At 39.6% G+C, this 15,881-nt stretch carries 9 protein-coding genes; 1 reads left to right on the plus strand and 8 read right to left on the minus strand.

From position 1 onward, the window contains the following. From AC1DSE_RS16175 to AC1DSE_RS16210, 8 genes are all read right to left on the minus strand, one after another. A partial coding sequence (locus tag AC1DSE_RS16175; protein ID WP_477527894.1) for a DUF2357 domain-containing protein occupies positions 1 to 1,833 on the minus strand: 1,833 nt, incomplete at its 3' end. After that, positions 1,805 to 4,567: an MrcB family domain-containing protein gene (locus AC1DSE_RS16180; RefSeq protein WP_477509215.1), complete on the minus strand. Its 2,763-nt coding sequence runs from the start codon at positions 4,565 to 4,567 to the stop codon at positions 1,805 to 1,807. The genes AC1DSE_RS16175 and AC1DSE_RS16180, both read right to left, overlap by 29 nt. A gap of 116 nt (positions 4,568 to 4,683) precedes the next feature. Beyond that, on the minus strand, positions 4,684 to 5,667 hold the full coding sequence (locus AC1DSE_RS16185; RefSeq protein WP_441879641.1) for a restriction endonuclease: 984 nt from the start codon (positions 5,665 to 5,667) through the stop codon (positions 4,684 to 4,686). A gap of 60 nt (positions 5,668 to 5,727) precedes the next feature. Further along, positions 5,728 to 6,609, minus strand: coding sequence for a glycerol kinase (locus AC1DSE_RS16190; protein ID WP_441879643.1), 882 nt, complete (start codon positions 6,607 to 6,609; stop codon positions 5,728 to 5,730). An 880-nt stretch (positions 6,610 to 7,489) separates the two neighbouring features. Further along, entirely contained in the window at positions 7,490 to 10,573 is a 3,084-nt protein-coding gene (locus AC1DSE_RS16195; protein WP_477509216.1) for a type I restriction endonuclease subunit R, EcoR124 family, read from the minus strand. Between the two features lie 17 nt (positions 10,574 to 10,590). Next, positions 10,591 to 11,835 carry a restriction endonuclease subunit S gene (locus AC1DSE_RS16200; RefSeq protein WP_477527895.1) on the minus strand — a complete coding sequence of 415 codons (1,245 nt, stop codon included), beginning with the start codon at positions 11,833 to 11,835 and terminating at the stop codon, positions 10,591 to 10,593. Further along, complete coding sequence (locus AC1DSE_RS16205) at positions 11,832 to 14,396, minus strand: type I restriction-modification system subunit M (protein WP_477509218.1); 2,565 nt, start codon at positions 14,394 to 14,396, stop codon at positions 11,832 to 11,834. The genes AC1DSE_RS16200 and AC1DSE_RS16205 overlap by 4 nt, the downstream gene beginning before the upstream one ends. Positions 14,397 to 14,594: 198 nt before the next feature. Next, positions 14,595 to 15,158, minus strand: a complete 564-nt coding sequence (locus AC1DSE_RS16210) for a site-specific integrase (protein ID WP_477509329.1) — start codon at positions 15,156 to 15,158, stop codon at positions 14,595 to 14,597. A 443-nt stretch (positions 15,159 to 15,601) separates the two neighbouring features. Between AC1DSE_RS16210 and AC1DSE_RS16215 the strand changes: the two genes are divergently transcribed. After that, entirely contained in the window at positions 15,602 to 15,739 is a 138-nt protein-coding gene (locus tag AC1DSE_RS16215; protein ID WP_441879651.1) for a hypothetical protein, read from the plus strand. The last annotated feature ends 142 nt before the right edge of the window (positions 15,740 to 15,881 follow it).

Consider the following 15,881-nt stretch of genomic DNA (forward strand, 5'->3'; position numbering starts at 1 on the left):
TTCGTATGCCTTCTCTGGACTATCCATAATGATTTCATCCAGGAAGGCTTCCATCAGCTTGGTGGATCCCGGCAAGAACGGTAGAGCTCCAACATTGATCAGCTCAATGCTTTTATAAAATTTATGCTCTTCATACTGCTCCTCATTGTGATAGGGAAATAGTACATAAGCCCCGAACATGCTGCGTTCCAATTCTTTCCCGCCTCCCTCTGCGTACACAATAGCGTCACGGTATCGATGCATCGTATTAATATCGGACTCCTCCGGTCCCGGAAGCTTGTAATCCCTTCGGTAGGGAGTCCCCTCATACGCTGGATTGAGCCGATACTTCGCATCAAAAATATACTTATATACCGCATCGGAATCGTTCTTCTTCAATGTCAACACATTGTCGGGCCTTTGAGAAATCGTCGGCGTTTGCTCACCACTCGGCAAAGTGTTGTAGTACAGCGTAAAAATCTCGCTATTCTTCGGATTACGGTAAACCATCTTTGCCTTTTGCGATTTGTCTAGAGTAACAAACACGCCTGTCCGGTTCACCTTAATAATATCTTGCTTCAACAGCTCATACTTACGACTCAGCAAGTCATGAATCTTGAGAAAACACCAGTATTCATATAGCTGCGCCAGATCCTTCATCGATAATCGGAACAGATCACTCTGGATAGAGAGTCCCTTCATCAACATCAAATAGTTACGATACACCTCGCGGTATCCCGGCGCCATCTGAAGCACAAGCGATACGGAGAGCTGCCTCATCTCCTTAACGTTCAAAAAGTCTAGCTTGAGCAGCCTTTGTAGCTGCGATTGCATATCTTTCAGCTTCCGCGACAACATCGGATCCTTAAGGCGTCCCTTCTCAGTTAGGCGAGTCTTCAGATCTTTAAGCTTACTCGCAATACGGAGCAGAACCCAACGAATAAAACGATTCTCGTTTGTATCATAATCCACATGCCGCTTCGTCTCAATCGCATGGCTTGGGTAATAGCGTTGTCCATTCATTGGAATAAAACCAAGCTTATCGTCCTGTACGAGTAGCTGCGGACGCCTGGTCAGATAGGAAATGCTTTCCTTCCCCGTCTTCTTCAAACGTCCTGCTTCTACTACTCGGTTCTCCACTTGATGCTTGGAGTGAGGCGAGCTATTAATCCGTTCCACCGCCTGCACAAGCTGAGCGAATACATGCTGAAGGATCGTGAAGAACTCGGTTAAGCTTTGATGACGTGTTTCCTTGAGACCCGTTAGATTATACGTTTTACGCAAAAAATCAAATGATAAGTTATAGATCTGTTGATTGACGTCATTTAAAATCATTTGATAATCATTTTTATAATCCATTTTGACTGGAAAAACTTCAAGCTGAACCTTTAAAATAGCCTGTCCATTCAAACGCAGCTCCAGATCAGTCAGACCAACCTCATTCTGAAAGTTTAAAACGCCAGATAAGATCATATTGCCCAGCGGCTTAACCACTTGCCTCAAATAAACATTTTCATGGAAAAAGGTAAGCGGAATGTCTTGCTTTTTTTCGATGACGATCTCGTAAGCCTGCGTTTCATAAAAGAGCGGATAGCTCGGTATGCCCGTCTTCCAATCCGATAGTTCCTTTGTCTCAGGATGAAACATTGAAACTTTTTCTATTAAAAGTGCAGTCGAGGGCGCAGAAATTTGCAGTTGTGCTTCAATGAGCTGATTATCATCATTTCTATGCAATTGCAGCGTATCTACCGTTGGATGGAACGGCTTACCCTGTATGTACAAATTAAACAGGCTCGTTTCAATCCGGAGCAGCTCAACACTCTGATTAAGAGAGCCAATAGGAGGTGAATCCATCTTCCTCTAACCTCCGCAACATAAAGGCTATTTTCCGAGTACTCATCGGGTATTTAGCTCTCTCTTCCGGTTCATGCGCACTCCACTTCTCATAAAGATCGGAGGCGTCATCCATCAAGCTATTCACAGGCAACGCTTTGCCTAGTGCTTCCTGCATTAGTAGAAGAAGTACGCGCTTGACCGATGAGCTACTGCCTTGAACGCGTGGCAATATTTTCTGCAATAACTGTAAATCGAACGCTTCATCCTCACTCATAAGACTGAACCGGTCGTTATAGATCATATAGAAGCAAACAGCATCTCGTATACGGAATCCAACATGCGAATGGACTTGCTCCAATATGTTATTCACTTTGACCAGCTTCGCTGTGACTTGCTTAACCTGCTCTTGATAATCCCCATAAGCATCAATGAGCTGTAAATACTCACTACGTAGAAAAGCATTCGAGGCCTTAACAGTTGTTGCCTCATTCGATTGAACAGCTTGATCTGGAAATTGCTCAAGATTAATATAGTTAAATTCAATCGTGTTGGCGCGGTCCAGTACCTTTTTGCTAAAAGGATGCGTCGTCTCATCCATATTGACAGTCCCGATTAAATAAACATTATCCGGGAGCGATAGGTTTCCATAAATCGGTTGATCTACTGTTGTAAGAGTGTCCTTATTAATAAGTGGCATTGTCACAATACCATCACCCTGCCACTCCTGCGTTTCAATAATACTAAGTAGATCGCTAAAATAGTGCTCTACTCTAGCTAGGTTCATCTCATCTAAACAAATGAAATACGGCTTGTGTCGATTGCTTGGTTTCGAAGCCTCCACAAGTACCTCCGCCAACCGTCCCGGACGAAACGCACCCGATAAATCCATATATCCTATTAGGTCCGACGGATCACTCCAGTCTGGACGCACAGGAATAAGAGTAAATTGCTGGTTATGGCTAAGCGCGCCAAGCGCTTCTGCGAATAATTTCACTAGTTTTGTCTTTCCCGTTCCGGATACGCCCGCTAGAATGACAAATGGTTTTGTTTTGAGAGAGAGGTATAGATTCTCTATTAATTCATTCGGAAACTGAAAGCCTTTGTTACGGATGAAGGATTTGATGTAACTAAGCCGTTCCGAAACCGTCATTGTATCCAAAGGCTCGACCTCCTCATCTACTCGGAACATATATTGGTCTCCTGTTTTCTTTACAAATTGAAGCTCCTCTAGCCAATTCAACATAAAGCGAGACCTGTTCTCTTGCGTAACCGTTCCCCATTCTTCTTCAAGCCCCATTGCCGAAATAAAAGCGGTATTGAATTCGTCCAGCGAAAATCTACCAAGCTCCTCCACTAATGAAATAGCTAGATTCATTACTTTTGCGAGATTAGTAGCATGTTCTCCATTTGATTCTCCCAGATAGCGTCTTATTATTTGAACCTGCTCTGGGCTCAATCTCCATTTATTTTCATCAAAAACCAAATAATACTTTGTCCCTTGAGGAGTTAAAGAATAGTACCCATTTTCTACTGAAATTTGACCAAGCTCCTGTAAGGCTCTCCCCACATGTTGAATCCGTTCTTTGGGGTTCTTAACATCGTCCCCTGAAATAAGAACGGTTGCTTGATTGGAAACCAGTTCATCGATGTTTATAGGAGTATAATTGTTGTTACCTAAGTAAGAGATAATTCCTTGACCCAAATAGAGATGTGCCATTGTGTATTTAAAAGTTGGAGGAGCTGCTGGTTGTTGTTGTTCGGTTACTTGATCAGCGTAAAGCTTATAATTATTCATCACGTTTTCTAGATCAGCAATAAGAATGTCATCTTCGGGGATGTTATCTCGATCATAGCGAGCATATGCAACGGTCGATACTTGATAATCTCTTCCCAATCCACTAGCAGTTAGATGAATATCAGCGTCCTTGTGTAAGTTTTGAAGCGGCAAGAGCTCTCTCATTTCCTGCACCTTTTGCTCTAAATATTGATAGCCATCTCTTTTTCCATGTTCTTTTAGAGGTACTGTTACTCCTTGAGCAAGGGTCAAATAGACAGCACTCATATCCTCTGCGAACAAATAAACGACATACTCCCCTTGCTGAGTAGTTGTCGTTAGACGCTTATCAAGAATAGCCAGCCAAGGGATGTTGGCCCAATTGCCTTGGCCTATCGAGCCTTGTACCTTATAGTCTCCATTCATAAAAGGTAATGCTCTCAGATACTCAGGTAACGATTGCCTAAAGAGCTTGCCTAGCTGATGATTAGCAAACTGTTGAGTTTTAGCTTCAATGTATGTATTTAAAATCTGCGAAAGAGACTCCTGTAATGATATTGTCGGAGCCGAGCTCAATTGGTTGTTGTAGTTCGACAATTCAATGCGAGCATAATCTCTTAATTCGGCTAAAACATCGTCATTCAATTTATCCCATATATCCGGTTTGAAGGTAATGGTCTCGGATGTTGCTTCCAGAATGGAGGATAAAGCATCAATAGGTGTTTTAAGTAACGACTTGGTTTGGCCCAGTGTAAAGTCACTCCATTTAAACGCTGATCCCTGAGGCGGATAATCTACTTGTGCTCCATTCATACTGCGATCCCTGTAATACGATAAAAACCGCTCAGCCACTTGGTTGAGCGGTACCCTTCGATTGAAAGACTGTTTATATTCATCAAGAATAGATAGAATTAAGACCATTTTGTAAGATTTTTGTCGGCTCCGAAATATCGAAGCAAGCTCTTGTGGCAATGTCATATGATTTCGCTCCAAACTATCAGTTAGACTTTTTGGTTTTTTTGTGTTGGGCTTTAATCAAGATATGGCGTCTTTTCCTGACTTTAAGTGTATCTCCGGTAAAAAATAGAATCAATCTATATTGATCTTGTATGCCTACATTTAGGAAATGAAGTACAACCCCAGAATTCCCTACCTTCTCTGCTCTTTCTTTTTATCATTGGAGCTCCACACGTGCAGTTAGATTCTGATGACACAGTTAGTTGGTTTTGAGTTGTCTGTAATTCAGAAATTGTGGATTTCAAGGTTTTAGGTATTTTCTTAGACTCCTTATTCCCCGGTTTCCATTTGCCCCATGTTTTTAATTTTTGTTCAATTATTCCTCCGTGCCAATAATCAACTTTAAACTTCTCCGCCTCTGTTCTAGCTGGGCCTGTTAGATCTGATGTTGTGATAAGAAGGCTAAGAATACAATCATGATTTCGCTTAGCTCCGACCAATTCACGAACAACCTGTACGCCAATTAGATTGTGACTTGCATAACATTTTGCCTGTACAGCTGTTTTCTCACCTCTCTGATCGATGATGACTAGATCTACACCACCGTCCTTCCCTCCGATACCGACTTCACGAACCGTAAATCCTTGATCGCTGAAATAAAGGGCAAGTAATCGTTCAAATTCAGCACCAGACATACTTTCTAATGAACTGCTTAAAATCTCTTGGTCCGGTCTACTTTGCTTTGAATGCAGTCTTTGAGATTTATTGCTATTATTTGATTTCCGATTTGTTTTCCTATCTCTCTTTTTCTTTTTACTTGGAATTAGACGTATAACAACGCCAATTGTGACTATCAAGAAAAACATGACTATAATCATAGCTGTCACATTCCAAGAAGCAACTAAGCTTTTTACTTTTTCATATTGATTTACACAGGTCATTAAAATATAAGCAGATCCAGCAAACCCAACTAAGCTCGCAAGCTTTTCTGGTATCCAAGGGCTGAGAAATCGGTAATACAACACTGCCCCTAAAAATAAGAAGAAGAGGATGCACATGAATATAAAGATTAATGGAGCTAATAAACTTTGATTCATTAATTGAGCGAGTTCATTATTCAACCAGAATACCCCTTCTTAAGTAAAGTTATATAAGATCAATAAACATTCAATATTTTATTCTTAGTACGCTTGAATCCCAAACTTCAAAAGCTTCTTAGGTAATAGATCATCAAGGTTTTGGATATCGCTATCAACAAGTTCTATTAAATTAAATCCATATTTTGAATAGATCTTTATCTTTTCTTTTTTTCGTTCTACATATCTTTCATCGTTTTCTAGACCCCAAAACTCAATATATACTTTTCCAACAGGAAGATAGAAATCACAATAAACCTCTTCTTCCACTGGTAATCTCCGTTCATAGGCATGGACGATTTCCGACATATACAGCCAATTATCAATTAACATTTCTGCTCTAGAACGAACATAGTGTCCATCGGCTGCACGATGCTTTGCCTCAAACTTATCACGAAAATTAGAACTAGAAGGTAGCTTATCTTCTTTAATATCTTCCGCCGGTGTTCCTTGAACGGACTGGAAGGTTTCGATAAGCCTTTTGTTTGTCAGTATACTTGAATCCCAACAAACATAAGGGACTCCCGTTTGCTCATATTCAAATTGTTTTCCACCTAAGCTTTCTCCAAGCTTTGTTACGGTCCAACCCTTTACATTTTTTTGAAGCATTCCAAGCTCTGATAAAATTGGGTTAATTCTAAATTTTGATATATTAAAATGCTTACTCAGTGTAATTGCGCTCAATAATTTATCAGAGCCACCAATTTCTGAAAGATATTCTTTTATCCTTCCATCCCACGCTATATAGGTACCATGCTGTGGATGGCTCTTCATTGTTCCCCCCATCTCGACACCTTTATTGGTTAATACCCAAGCGTCATTTTCTCTTAGAATGCATCCTGCATCCGTTAAAGATTGAAACAGATGCTTTGCTTGTAACCCCAATTCTTTTGCTAATGCTGTCGTTGATATTTGTTTCTCGCTCATCTGATCCTCCTAGTTGATTGACTCTTCCAAATCAAATTATATGTTGTGGTTATGTTTACTGCTTATAGTCTAATTTCATTACTTTCTGTTAGGACTCCTTATAACTAACTAGAGTAAATTGTTGAAATTTCTTAAGTGTCATGTGTTACCACTAATCGGAAATCATTACCTTTGGTAGATTTCGACAAAATAGTACAATAGTCCTTCTTTGTGGACTCTTGAATCTCAATACTCAATAGTAAAGCTTGAAAAAAAAGACAATGCTGTAATCTAGCATACGTCTTAACCTTATTCTCCATTTAGCCCTCTTAATGTCCTTTGTCATTACTTTGCACACGATATAAAGACTGAGCGTGCATCAGATGCATTCAAAGAATCGATTTGTGAATCCTTGGATTGATCGAAAGTCGAAACACGCGCATTCCCAATTTTAGTTGTTTTATTACTCTCCTATTGTCTATTTAACCATCGATCGCTTTAATTAATATACTTTGAATTTTAGACGAGTAAATAGACTGTAACAATGATCTATTTTTGGTGTTTTATGCTGATTTTCATAAAGTCTAAAAAACGATCGTTTATTAGACAGAAGAATGCCACAGGGTGAGTGTCGAATGCACCCCGCCGTTAGGGTAGAGTAAAGGGCGTACTCGAACACTTAATTGTTTAGTTCCTTGAGTAGTCCAAACATGCGGTACCACAAGTCGATCTTCATATCAGCCCTTCCTTGAACTAAGAAACAACGTCCTCAAGTTTATGCTGTTCCCGAGCGAAAGCAAAAAAAGCCAAGGAATGTATCTCCTCGACCCTAATAATCAAACATATTCTATTTTTACCTGTTATTCTTTCTTTTCATCGTCACTTCAAAACTACCATCAAGTTAGTTATATTTTTGCTTGGTTTCAGCAATCCACTCTGGAAGTTTGGTAGTTAATATCATATTATGTTTCAACATATTTCCAGCCAATTTATTAGTTGCCTTACTGTAATCTACACTACTAATGAGATCATGAATATAGGGAACAACATTAGGCTGTGATGTAGAGTAAGCATTCACCGACTTTTCAAGTAGCTTACTATCCAACCCCCACCCCAAAGAGAAATCATTCACCGCATTCTGTAGCTTACTTGCTTTCCAAAGTTCAAATGCTTCATCAAAATTCAAACCACTCGATAAGTTACCAGGCACAAGCTCATTATCCACAAATTCCTTCAATAACTGTGCTTGCTCATGCTCCCCCATATTACTTAACTCTTGAATTTGTTCATAAATAATACGTAGTGTTTCTTTGTCCACGGTTTGCACACCATTTGGTGAAGTGACTTTTGAACCGATTAAACTAAGAATATGGTTTGCATCAATTACTTGTGTCCCCGCTAGCTTTGTTTTTCCAACAAGCGTATTAACTGGTGTAGGCGGAGATGGAGTTCCTGGCTGCCAAGTTAAGTTTTTATAAGCACCGACATATTGCAGCCAAGTATGCTCATCAATCCCAAAAGTACTATCATCCCACTTAAATTCATAATATTGTTCGACCAAATTTAACTGCTCGGCAGTATCCTTAAAAGCAAGTATAAATGCTTCTTTTTTCTCTTTATCATTTCCAATTGTCTGCCAGTCTTTAGGGTCAGGTAAAGTCGGAATCATTTCAGCAACTTTTATCTCTAGCTTTTGTACCGCAGTTGCATAAGTATCAACAATTGCCTTACTACTCTTTCCACCACTACCGTATAGCCTCAAAGCCTCATTGACGATTTCTTCGGTAATTCGTGGATATTGGAAGTTAATAATCGTTCCGAACTCTTTAGTAGAGCCGAATATACGATTTGTTCGTGAATAGGCTTGAATCAAACCTTGAAGTTCAAGTGAACGGTCAACATAAAGCGTATTAAGCCGCTTAGAGTCATAACCTGTCAGTAGCTGGTCTGCAACAATCACGAGGTCTATGTTCTTAGAATTTCGTCCGCTACCGCCCCGTGTGGCACGTTCCACGACATCTTCAAAGTAAGCATCCTCACCATGTTTTTTATCACCAGCCACAAAAGTAATGCCAGTAAATACAGCGTAGTCCTTAAACATAGCTTTGACAATTTGGGGATCTAGTGGCGTAGGATCATTTTCATTACCAAAACTAAAGGTCATAGCGACATTTAGTATTTCTCCACGCTCAGTTAGTTGCTTCTTAAATTCCTCGTAATAAGCCATCACTCGATTTTTATAGGCAACTGTCAAAATCGCATTAAATTCCCTGCCTTGTGATTGTGATTCCCAGTTATTTAGAATTTCTTCAACTACACGCGGGATATGTGTTTCATCTTGATACACAAGTAATTTATTTTTCTTCGCTTGCCTTTCAACGTCAGATTCTGACAATGCTTGAGCTTGACGTTCAATTTCTCTTTCTGGTATATCTGGCTGTTCTTCTTTCATTTTCTCAGCTAGTTGCTCTCTTAAATCATCGTAACTCTTGAATTCTCCAGTATTGATATAGTCAACATGAAAACCTAGTACGTTCTTATCTGCAATCGCTTCATCTATCGTATACTGATGTAAATTAGGTCCAAATAGCTTCTCCGTAGTATTGATGACTTCGCTTTTTTCATCGACCTTTCCTTTGATCTTATTTTCATCAAATAAAGGTGTGCCCGTAAAGCCGTAGAATAGTCCATTTTTCTTGAAGTATTGCTTAATGTTTCCCATCATCTGTCCCATTGTCGTACGGTGTGCCTCATCAATAATAAAAACTATTTTCTTATCTGTTAAACTAGCATCGTGAGCTTCCTCTAGTTCCTTCACTAAAAAATTTAGTTTAAATGTCGTTGTAACCACAATGCCGTTTTTAGCTGACTTCAGTATCTTTTTTAACTGGTAGGTGTGTTGCGTATCATCAACGGAAACCGACTCATAAGCAGCGTATGCTTTGAAGTTTTCACTGGTCCGATTGTCTAGCTCACGTCGATCAACAAGAAAGACGACTTTATCAAATCCTGCTCTAGTCGATAAAAACAATGCTGTTTTGAAACTAGTAATCGTTTTTCCTGAGCCTGTTGTGTGCCAAACAAAACCGCCATGTGGTATTTTTTTATCATTGTCCCAGCCGAATGCCGCACCTTCAACGGCTTGTAGGGCGTGTACTTGATAGGGACGCATGAGCATATGCCGTCTGTTTTCTTCCTCACGTGCTTCATCAATAACTAAATAATCTCCTACTATCTGATGTGCCATTGGAATCATCAAAAATTGTCCAATCACTTTTTCCCAAGGGTTTACCACAGTATTTTCTTTATCTGCCCAATGGAAGACGAAACTAGGGTTAAAGTCTCCGATTGTTTTTGGTGTAGCGAAATAGCGAGTGGCGATTTCAGAAGTAATGACCATCATCTGCGAAAAAGCCATAAAGTTATTACTATATTCACCGTCACGATAGTAGCGCATAAACTGTCCAAATGCCTCATCCAGCGTTTTATCTGTACGTTTTTGCTCGATATTGATAAGAGGCAAGCCGTTGATCAGTAATACAATATCATAACGGTTGTTGTTGGGTGTCTGTACTTCTCTAGCAATTCGATAACTAGAATCCCCACCACGCACTTCTGCTTTTTTGAAGATGGTCAACGTGATTTGTTTTCTTTTAATTTTTGGATTGTCATCACGGTAAATTCCGTCAATCTTGCCTTTTGATTCTTCAATGGCTAGTATCTTTGCAGCTTCATAGCTGTTGCTGATTTGATGAACTTTAGCCATCACTTGATTGAACTCATTATCGGTCAATTCTAAACCTTCAAGCTGGTCAGCATTTATACGATTGAGTTCACTACGCCAATGATTAACCAGGTCAGCAACGGTTACTTTCTGCTTATTACCATTCAGGAAGTTGGGAGCTTCCCATTTATATTTTTGCAGTTCTTTGATAAAGTTCTCTTGAAAAGTTTTCTCTGACGCACTTTTTGGTACATTGCTCATGAATGCCGCCCCCCTTTCTAAACAAACATCTCATTTAGGTATGCTTTTTTTAGATTTTGTAGTTTTTCCAGCTTACGCTGATGAAGGGTGATGAGGTTGTCAAAGGTTTCAAAAAACGCACCAATTTGCTCTTGTTCGGAAATAGACGGCAGCCAAATTTGACTCAATAATATGTTATCATTATACAAATGTTTTATTGTTGAGCCCTCAATAATCCAATTAATAATTTGATAGGATATTTTAAGAAATTTTCTATTTATCTCATCCTTATTAGTTTTCAACCATACAATATTTGAATCTTGAAAATATTCATCTTCCCCCATATATTCAGCAGTTCGTCCGATACTGCCAACAACAGACATTAATACATCTCCAATTTCTGGGAACGGATATAACTCTTTAAATTCGTCGAAAACTTCTCTTGATATATATGAATCTGCCTGCTTGCCAAGTGTTCCATTTTTGTAAAATGGAATGTCTTCACTTTCACTTGTTTGTTCCTTGAAAATTCTTTTACAGGTTTGTATAGTACCGATATCTCCAACCTTACGCTGTTCCCAAAGGTCAGTAAATCCTGCAAATCTCCGTTTTGGCACACGCTCACCTTCAGCGGGAAACATTTCAGAAAGATAAGCAGATTTTAATGCTTTCGTCTTTTCTAACTTACCCTGATGAAGGGTGATGAGGTCATTTATCCCTTTAAAAAACGAAGCAATTTGATTTTGTTCGAAAAGATTTTTGGGGACAGTAACACTCAATTGCGACATTGACTTTTGGCTAACACCCTTAGCTGTTCCACCACTCGATAAAGCCGATAAAGCCGAATAAACATTAGGCGATCGAAGCAAAACAAACAGGAAGTCGTCCATCATTTTTTCAGGCTCAACATCAAAAGCAATCGTCCGCTGACTGAGGATATATGGCGTATTATCAGGCACTTGAGCCACATTGCCCATCGGTGCTTCTGTCGTGAAAAGCACCTGGCCTTTTCTTAATTCATGCCCAGTCATCCATCTGTCGTATAGTTCCTGATTGCCATAATGAGCATCAGCGCTTGGGTCAATGTAGCCGTCTTTGACATTAAGTGCGGAGAGTGCCAAATACCCAGTTACGCTCCAATCGAGACCGAGTTTTTTGGGTGTCCTTCCTCTAAAATCAACTATATTTTTGACGTTATCAAGGAACTTACGCTGTTCCCAATCGTGAGTGTTTTGAAACTCCTTAAATCGCCGTTTTGGTACTAAACTTGTTTGTCCCGTCATGATCCCACCACCAATTCACTCATCAAGGCTTCAAACGCCGATTCCAAGTCACGACTTTTCTCATCAATCGCTGACAATGTATCGGCATAACGATTGTGCAACATTTGTAACGTATTCAGCTCTTTTCTTAGCGGTAGCTCTGCCAAACCAACTATAGTATCCACTGTGTTGCCGAACCATTTTTTATACATCAAATCGTCGATCTCATCGTTTGTCAACGTTAGAATACGCTCTTGTACAGCTTCTTTGAGCGCTTTTTCATCAGCTTTCACTGCTTTGCTAAGTGCTGATTTTTCTGTAAATAACTCCTCAACTTTTTTCAGTAGTTTATATTCAACCGTTCCCTTGTCTGCCTTTTTTATCTCAGCCTTGATTGATTTGTTTTCGAAATTCTCACCAGCTTCATCCAAGATCTCGCCTAGAGCACTGGATTCATCACTATCTTCAACTTTAGCAGCCTCCACCAAGTCTGAAAGCTCATTTTCAATTTCTTGGATACGCATTCTCTTTGATTCGATTTCTTCTAACTCATCACTGTATAAATATTTTGCTATCAACTCATTCGGTACGATAATACCGACCCAGCCATCTTGCTCTTCACGTTTTTTATCACCAGTTCCCTTCGTTACCATATTGGGTTCACGAGTACGTCCTGCTGTATAAAAATCACTCAATGAGATGATTTCGATATCATGTATCAGCGCATTCTTCCAAATCTCTGCCACAACCTGATACCCATCGTAAATATCAATATAATTAAACTCCGCCAAAATCGTCTTGATTTCAACAAGCATTTCATCCATTAACTGAGTCAAATTGCTTCTATTGTCTACCATTCGTAAAATGCTCCAATATTTATCAACATACGATTTTGCTTTGCTTTCGATTTCTTTTGATTTTTCAACAATGCGAGAGTCACTTAATATTTCCTTAGAGATGTCCTCAACTGGTTTCGAAAGTTCAACATACCCGTTACGAATTTCCTTTAAAGATTGATCTAAAATATCTGGCACGGTAGACTGTAAAACCTTTAAGTCTTCAATGTTTTTTTCGGGAATTCCGCCAAGTAAGTGAGCATCAACATCTTGAGGGATTTCTTCATCAATCGCTTCGACGTAGCGAGGAATGTTCATGTTGTATTGATTTTCAAGGATTTCTCCACGTTTCGCTAGGTAGCTATAGCCCTTTTCTTCTTTACGCTCAACATATGTGTCCACAATTTTTGCGATGTCTTTTTCTTTTAGGACATTTTGTTTCCCCACTTTAACATAGCCGTGAGAAGCATCAATAATTAAGATAGGATCATCTATTTTACGATTCTTCTTCAAAATCATCACACCTACTGGAATACCTGTATTGGTAAATAAGTTGCTTGGCAATCCAATAATACTATCAATGTAGTTTTTCTCTAACAACCGTTCACGAATTTCCCCTTCAGCTCCACCACGGAATAACACACCGTGAGGCAACACAATCGCCATCGTACCGTTCTGGCCTAAGTGAAATAGTCCGTGTAAAAGGAAGGCAAAATCCCCTTTAGAATCTGGCGGCAATGCTCCTGCAATTTCAAAGCGAGGGTCACTAACTTTTAATCCTGCTTTGTTCCAACTTTTCACGGAATACGGCGGATTCATTACTACCGCATCAAACTGCACACCCTCGTTCGGACGCTCTGGATCTTCCGGCCAGTCATGTGATAGCGTGTCACCATTTTTAATCGTCATTTTTTCTGGACGAACACCATGAAGTAATAGATTCATACGAGTCAAGTTATAGGTTGCTGTATTCTTTTCTTGCCCATAATAGCTTAAATCCTTTTGAACATCTTTATCTAAATGCTTCTTAACGGTTAAAAGTAGTGAACCCGAACCGACAGTCGGGTCATAGATGGTCTTAACATTAGACATTTTTGCTACAATTTGTGCCATGACCTCACTAACTTGTTGGGGCGTGTAGAATTCTCCTGCCTTTTTTCCCGACTCCATTGCAAACTGACCGATAAGATACTCATACGCATCACCCAGTACATCACCTTTTTGCAAAGCCACCATGTTCAAGTCTGCAAACAACAAAATCAGTGCTTTAATATTTTTACTGCGTTCGTTTAAATTGCTACCTAAAGCAGTATCCGTTAAATCAAGTGTAGAACTTGAAAACAATCCTTTGAAGTCATTCGAATCACCCGACACAGCAATCGTACGTTCGAAGTTATTCAAGCTGTCCGTCACCTTTTGAACTTCAAAATCTCCTGAATTAATGTCTTTTAACCACGTCTGATAGAGATATTCAGGCGAAACATAATAGCCGAGTGCAACTTGAATCATTTTATCTAGTTCTACACCGTATTCTGCTTTTGCCTTAGTATATTCCTCTACCACTTCGGATTCAGTCATTTGCCCTAAACCACTGCTCATTTTGAATGTTTCTAACGTTTTATCACTCAGAAACTTGTAGAACATCAACCCAAGCATATAATCTTTATAACGGCTAGCATCCATTGAACCACGCAGTTCATTTGCCCCGTCCCATAATCTACGTTTAATTTCTTCTGATGTAATCATTATGTAACCTCCATTAATTTTTCGTTCTTTCAGCTCAGTAATATCACCTATATCAAGCATCACGCATATTTCGTCAAATTTATCAGCCGTGAAAAACGGATAAATCGCTGTAGTTAATTTGGGTATAGTACCTTTTGATAAATATGTACCATATGTTTATCGGCCTCATTTAAAATTCTTTTAAATACTACCAAATTTTTATAAAGAGAAGTTTTTCATAGCTTGGTCAATCATGTCGTCTGTGATCCCAATGTAACGTAAGGTCACCGATTGGGACGAATGTCCAAAGATTTGTTGTAGTAGCGCCAAATCTTTGTACTTTTGATAAAAGTGGTAACCGAAAGTTTTTCTCATGCTATGTGTCCCAATGGAGTCCAGAATGCCGGCATCCCGCGCAGCAGCATTAATAATGTTCCAGGCTTGTACACGACTAATCGGCTTATCCCCATTCCGTGAAGGAAACAAATAATCAGAATCTCCCAGTGACCGGCAATACTTTTCAATTTCGTTTCTAAGTGTTTCCGTTATTAAAATACGACGTGTGTTCCCAGTCTTCTTCTCTCTTACCTTAAGATGCATGGTCGTCTTCACATCGCTTACTCGTAGAGGAAGAATGTCACCAATCCTCAAGCCTGAATTAATACCCATAAAGAACAAAAAATAGTCCCTGTAAGATCTATGTTTGAGTAGTTCTTTAATCTGACGGATCTTCTCCAGGTCACGGATTGGTTGAACGGTATTCGCACCTTGAGATGGTCTCAGGGTAACCCTCCTCCTCTCAACCGAAATGTTTATCTCAATTATACAATAGAATCAAAATGTTAAGTACAAGTTATACAGGATTCGAAAACAAAAAAACGCGCTTCTTGAAGCTGGTTTTTAGCTACCATTTCGCGTTTTCCATGAATTTAACCTTTTGTGCATTTTGTTAAGTTCATTCTTTAATGGATATTTTCGAACTGCGATAGCTATCCTTCACCTGAAAGTCCATTTACAAGGAATTTAAAACTTGTCAAACAAAGCTTGCGGACCTATTGTTTTCTGGCTGTCGCAATTCATAATACACTTCGTCATAAAAAAAGGAGCAACTCCCACCACCCCTCCCCACTTAAATATTCCGAAAACGCTGCAACAAATACCCGCTCATATTTGATGTTTTTTTCTTATAAACGATTTTGAATTCGTCTAGCAGGCAGTTCAATGCTGTGATAAGCAATCCATTTGGTACCAAAGTAGCTTTGCAGGGCACAGCGCTGCCGATCACACGGACTGAGGCAATTCGGCGTGCAGAGCCGGGAACAAGAGGGTTTCTTGCACAAGTGATCAACACTAAGTCGGGTTGACGAGCAGCTTTTAATCCAGCAATTCCGATCACCTTGTTTCTATTAAACTTCTATATATCAGATGCGTGATCTGTTCATATGGCGCCAAGCAAAAGGCGGAGAGTTAAGCCACGAAATACAAAAAAAGAGACCCATCCACTAG

The sequence above is a fragment of the Paenibacillus sp. 01L418 genome, from assembly GCF_056400045.1.

What these genes read in the sequence shown, in the direction of transcription:
- AC1DSE_RS16180 (WP_477509215.1), bottom strand. Translation starts at nt 4,567, where the DNA reads ATGACATTGCCACAAGAGCTTGCTTCGATATTTCGGAGCCGACAAAAA.
- AC1DSE_RS16190 (WP_441879643.1), bottom strand. Translation starts at nt 6,609, where the DNA reads ATGAGCGAGAAACAAATATCAACGACAGCATTAGCAAAAGAATTGGGG.
- AC1DSE_RS16195 (WP_477509216.1), bottom strand. Translation starts at nt 10,573, where the DNA reads ATGAGCAATGTACCAAAAAGTGCGTCAGAGAAAACTTTTCAAGAGAAC.
- AC1DSE_RS16200 (WP_477527895.1), bottom strand. Translation starts at nt 11,835, where the DNA reads ATGACGGGACAAACAAGTTTAGTACCAAAACGGCGATTTAAGGAGTTT.
- AC1DSE_RS16205 (WP_477509218.1), bottom strand. Translation starts at nt 14,396, where the DNA reads ATGATTACATCAGAAGAAATTAAACGTAGATTATGGGACGGGGCAAAT.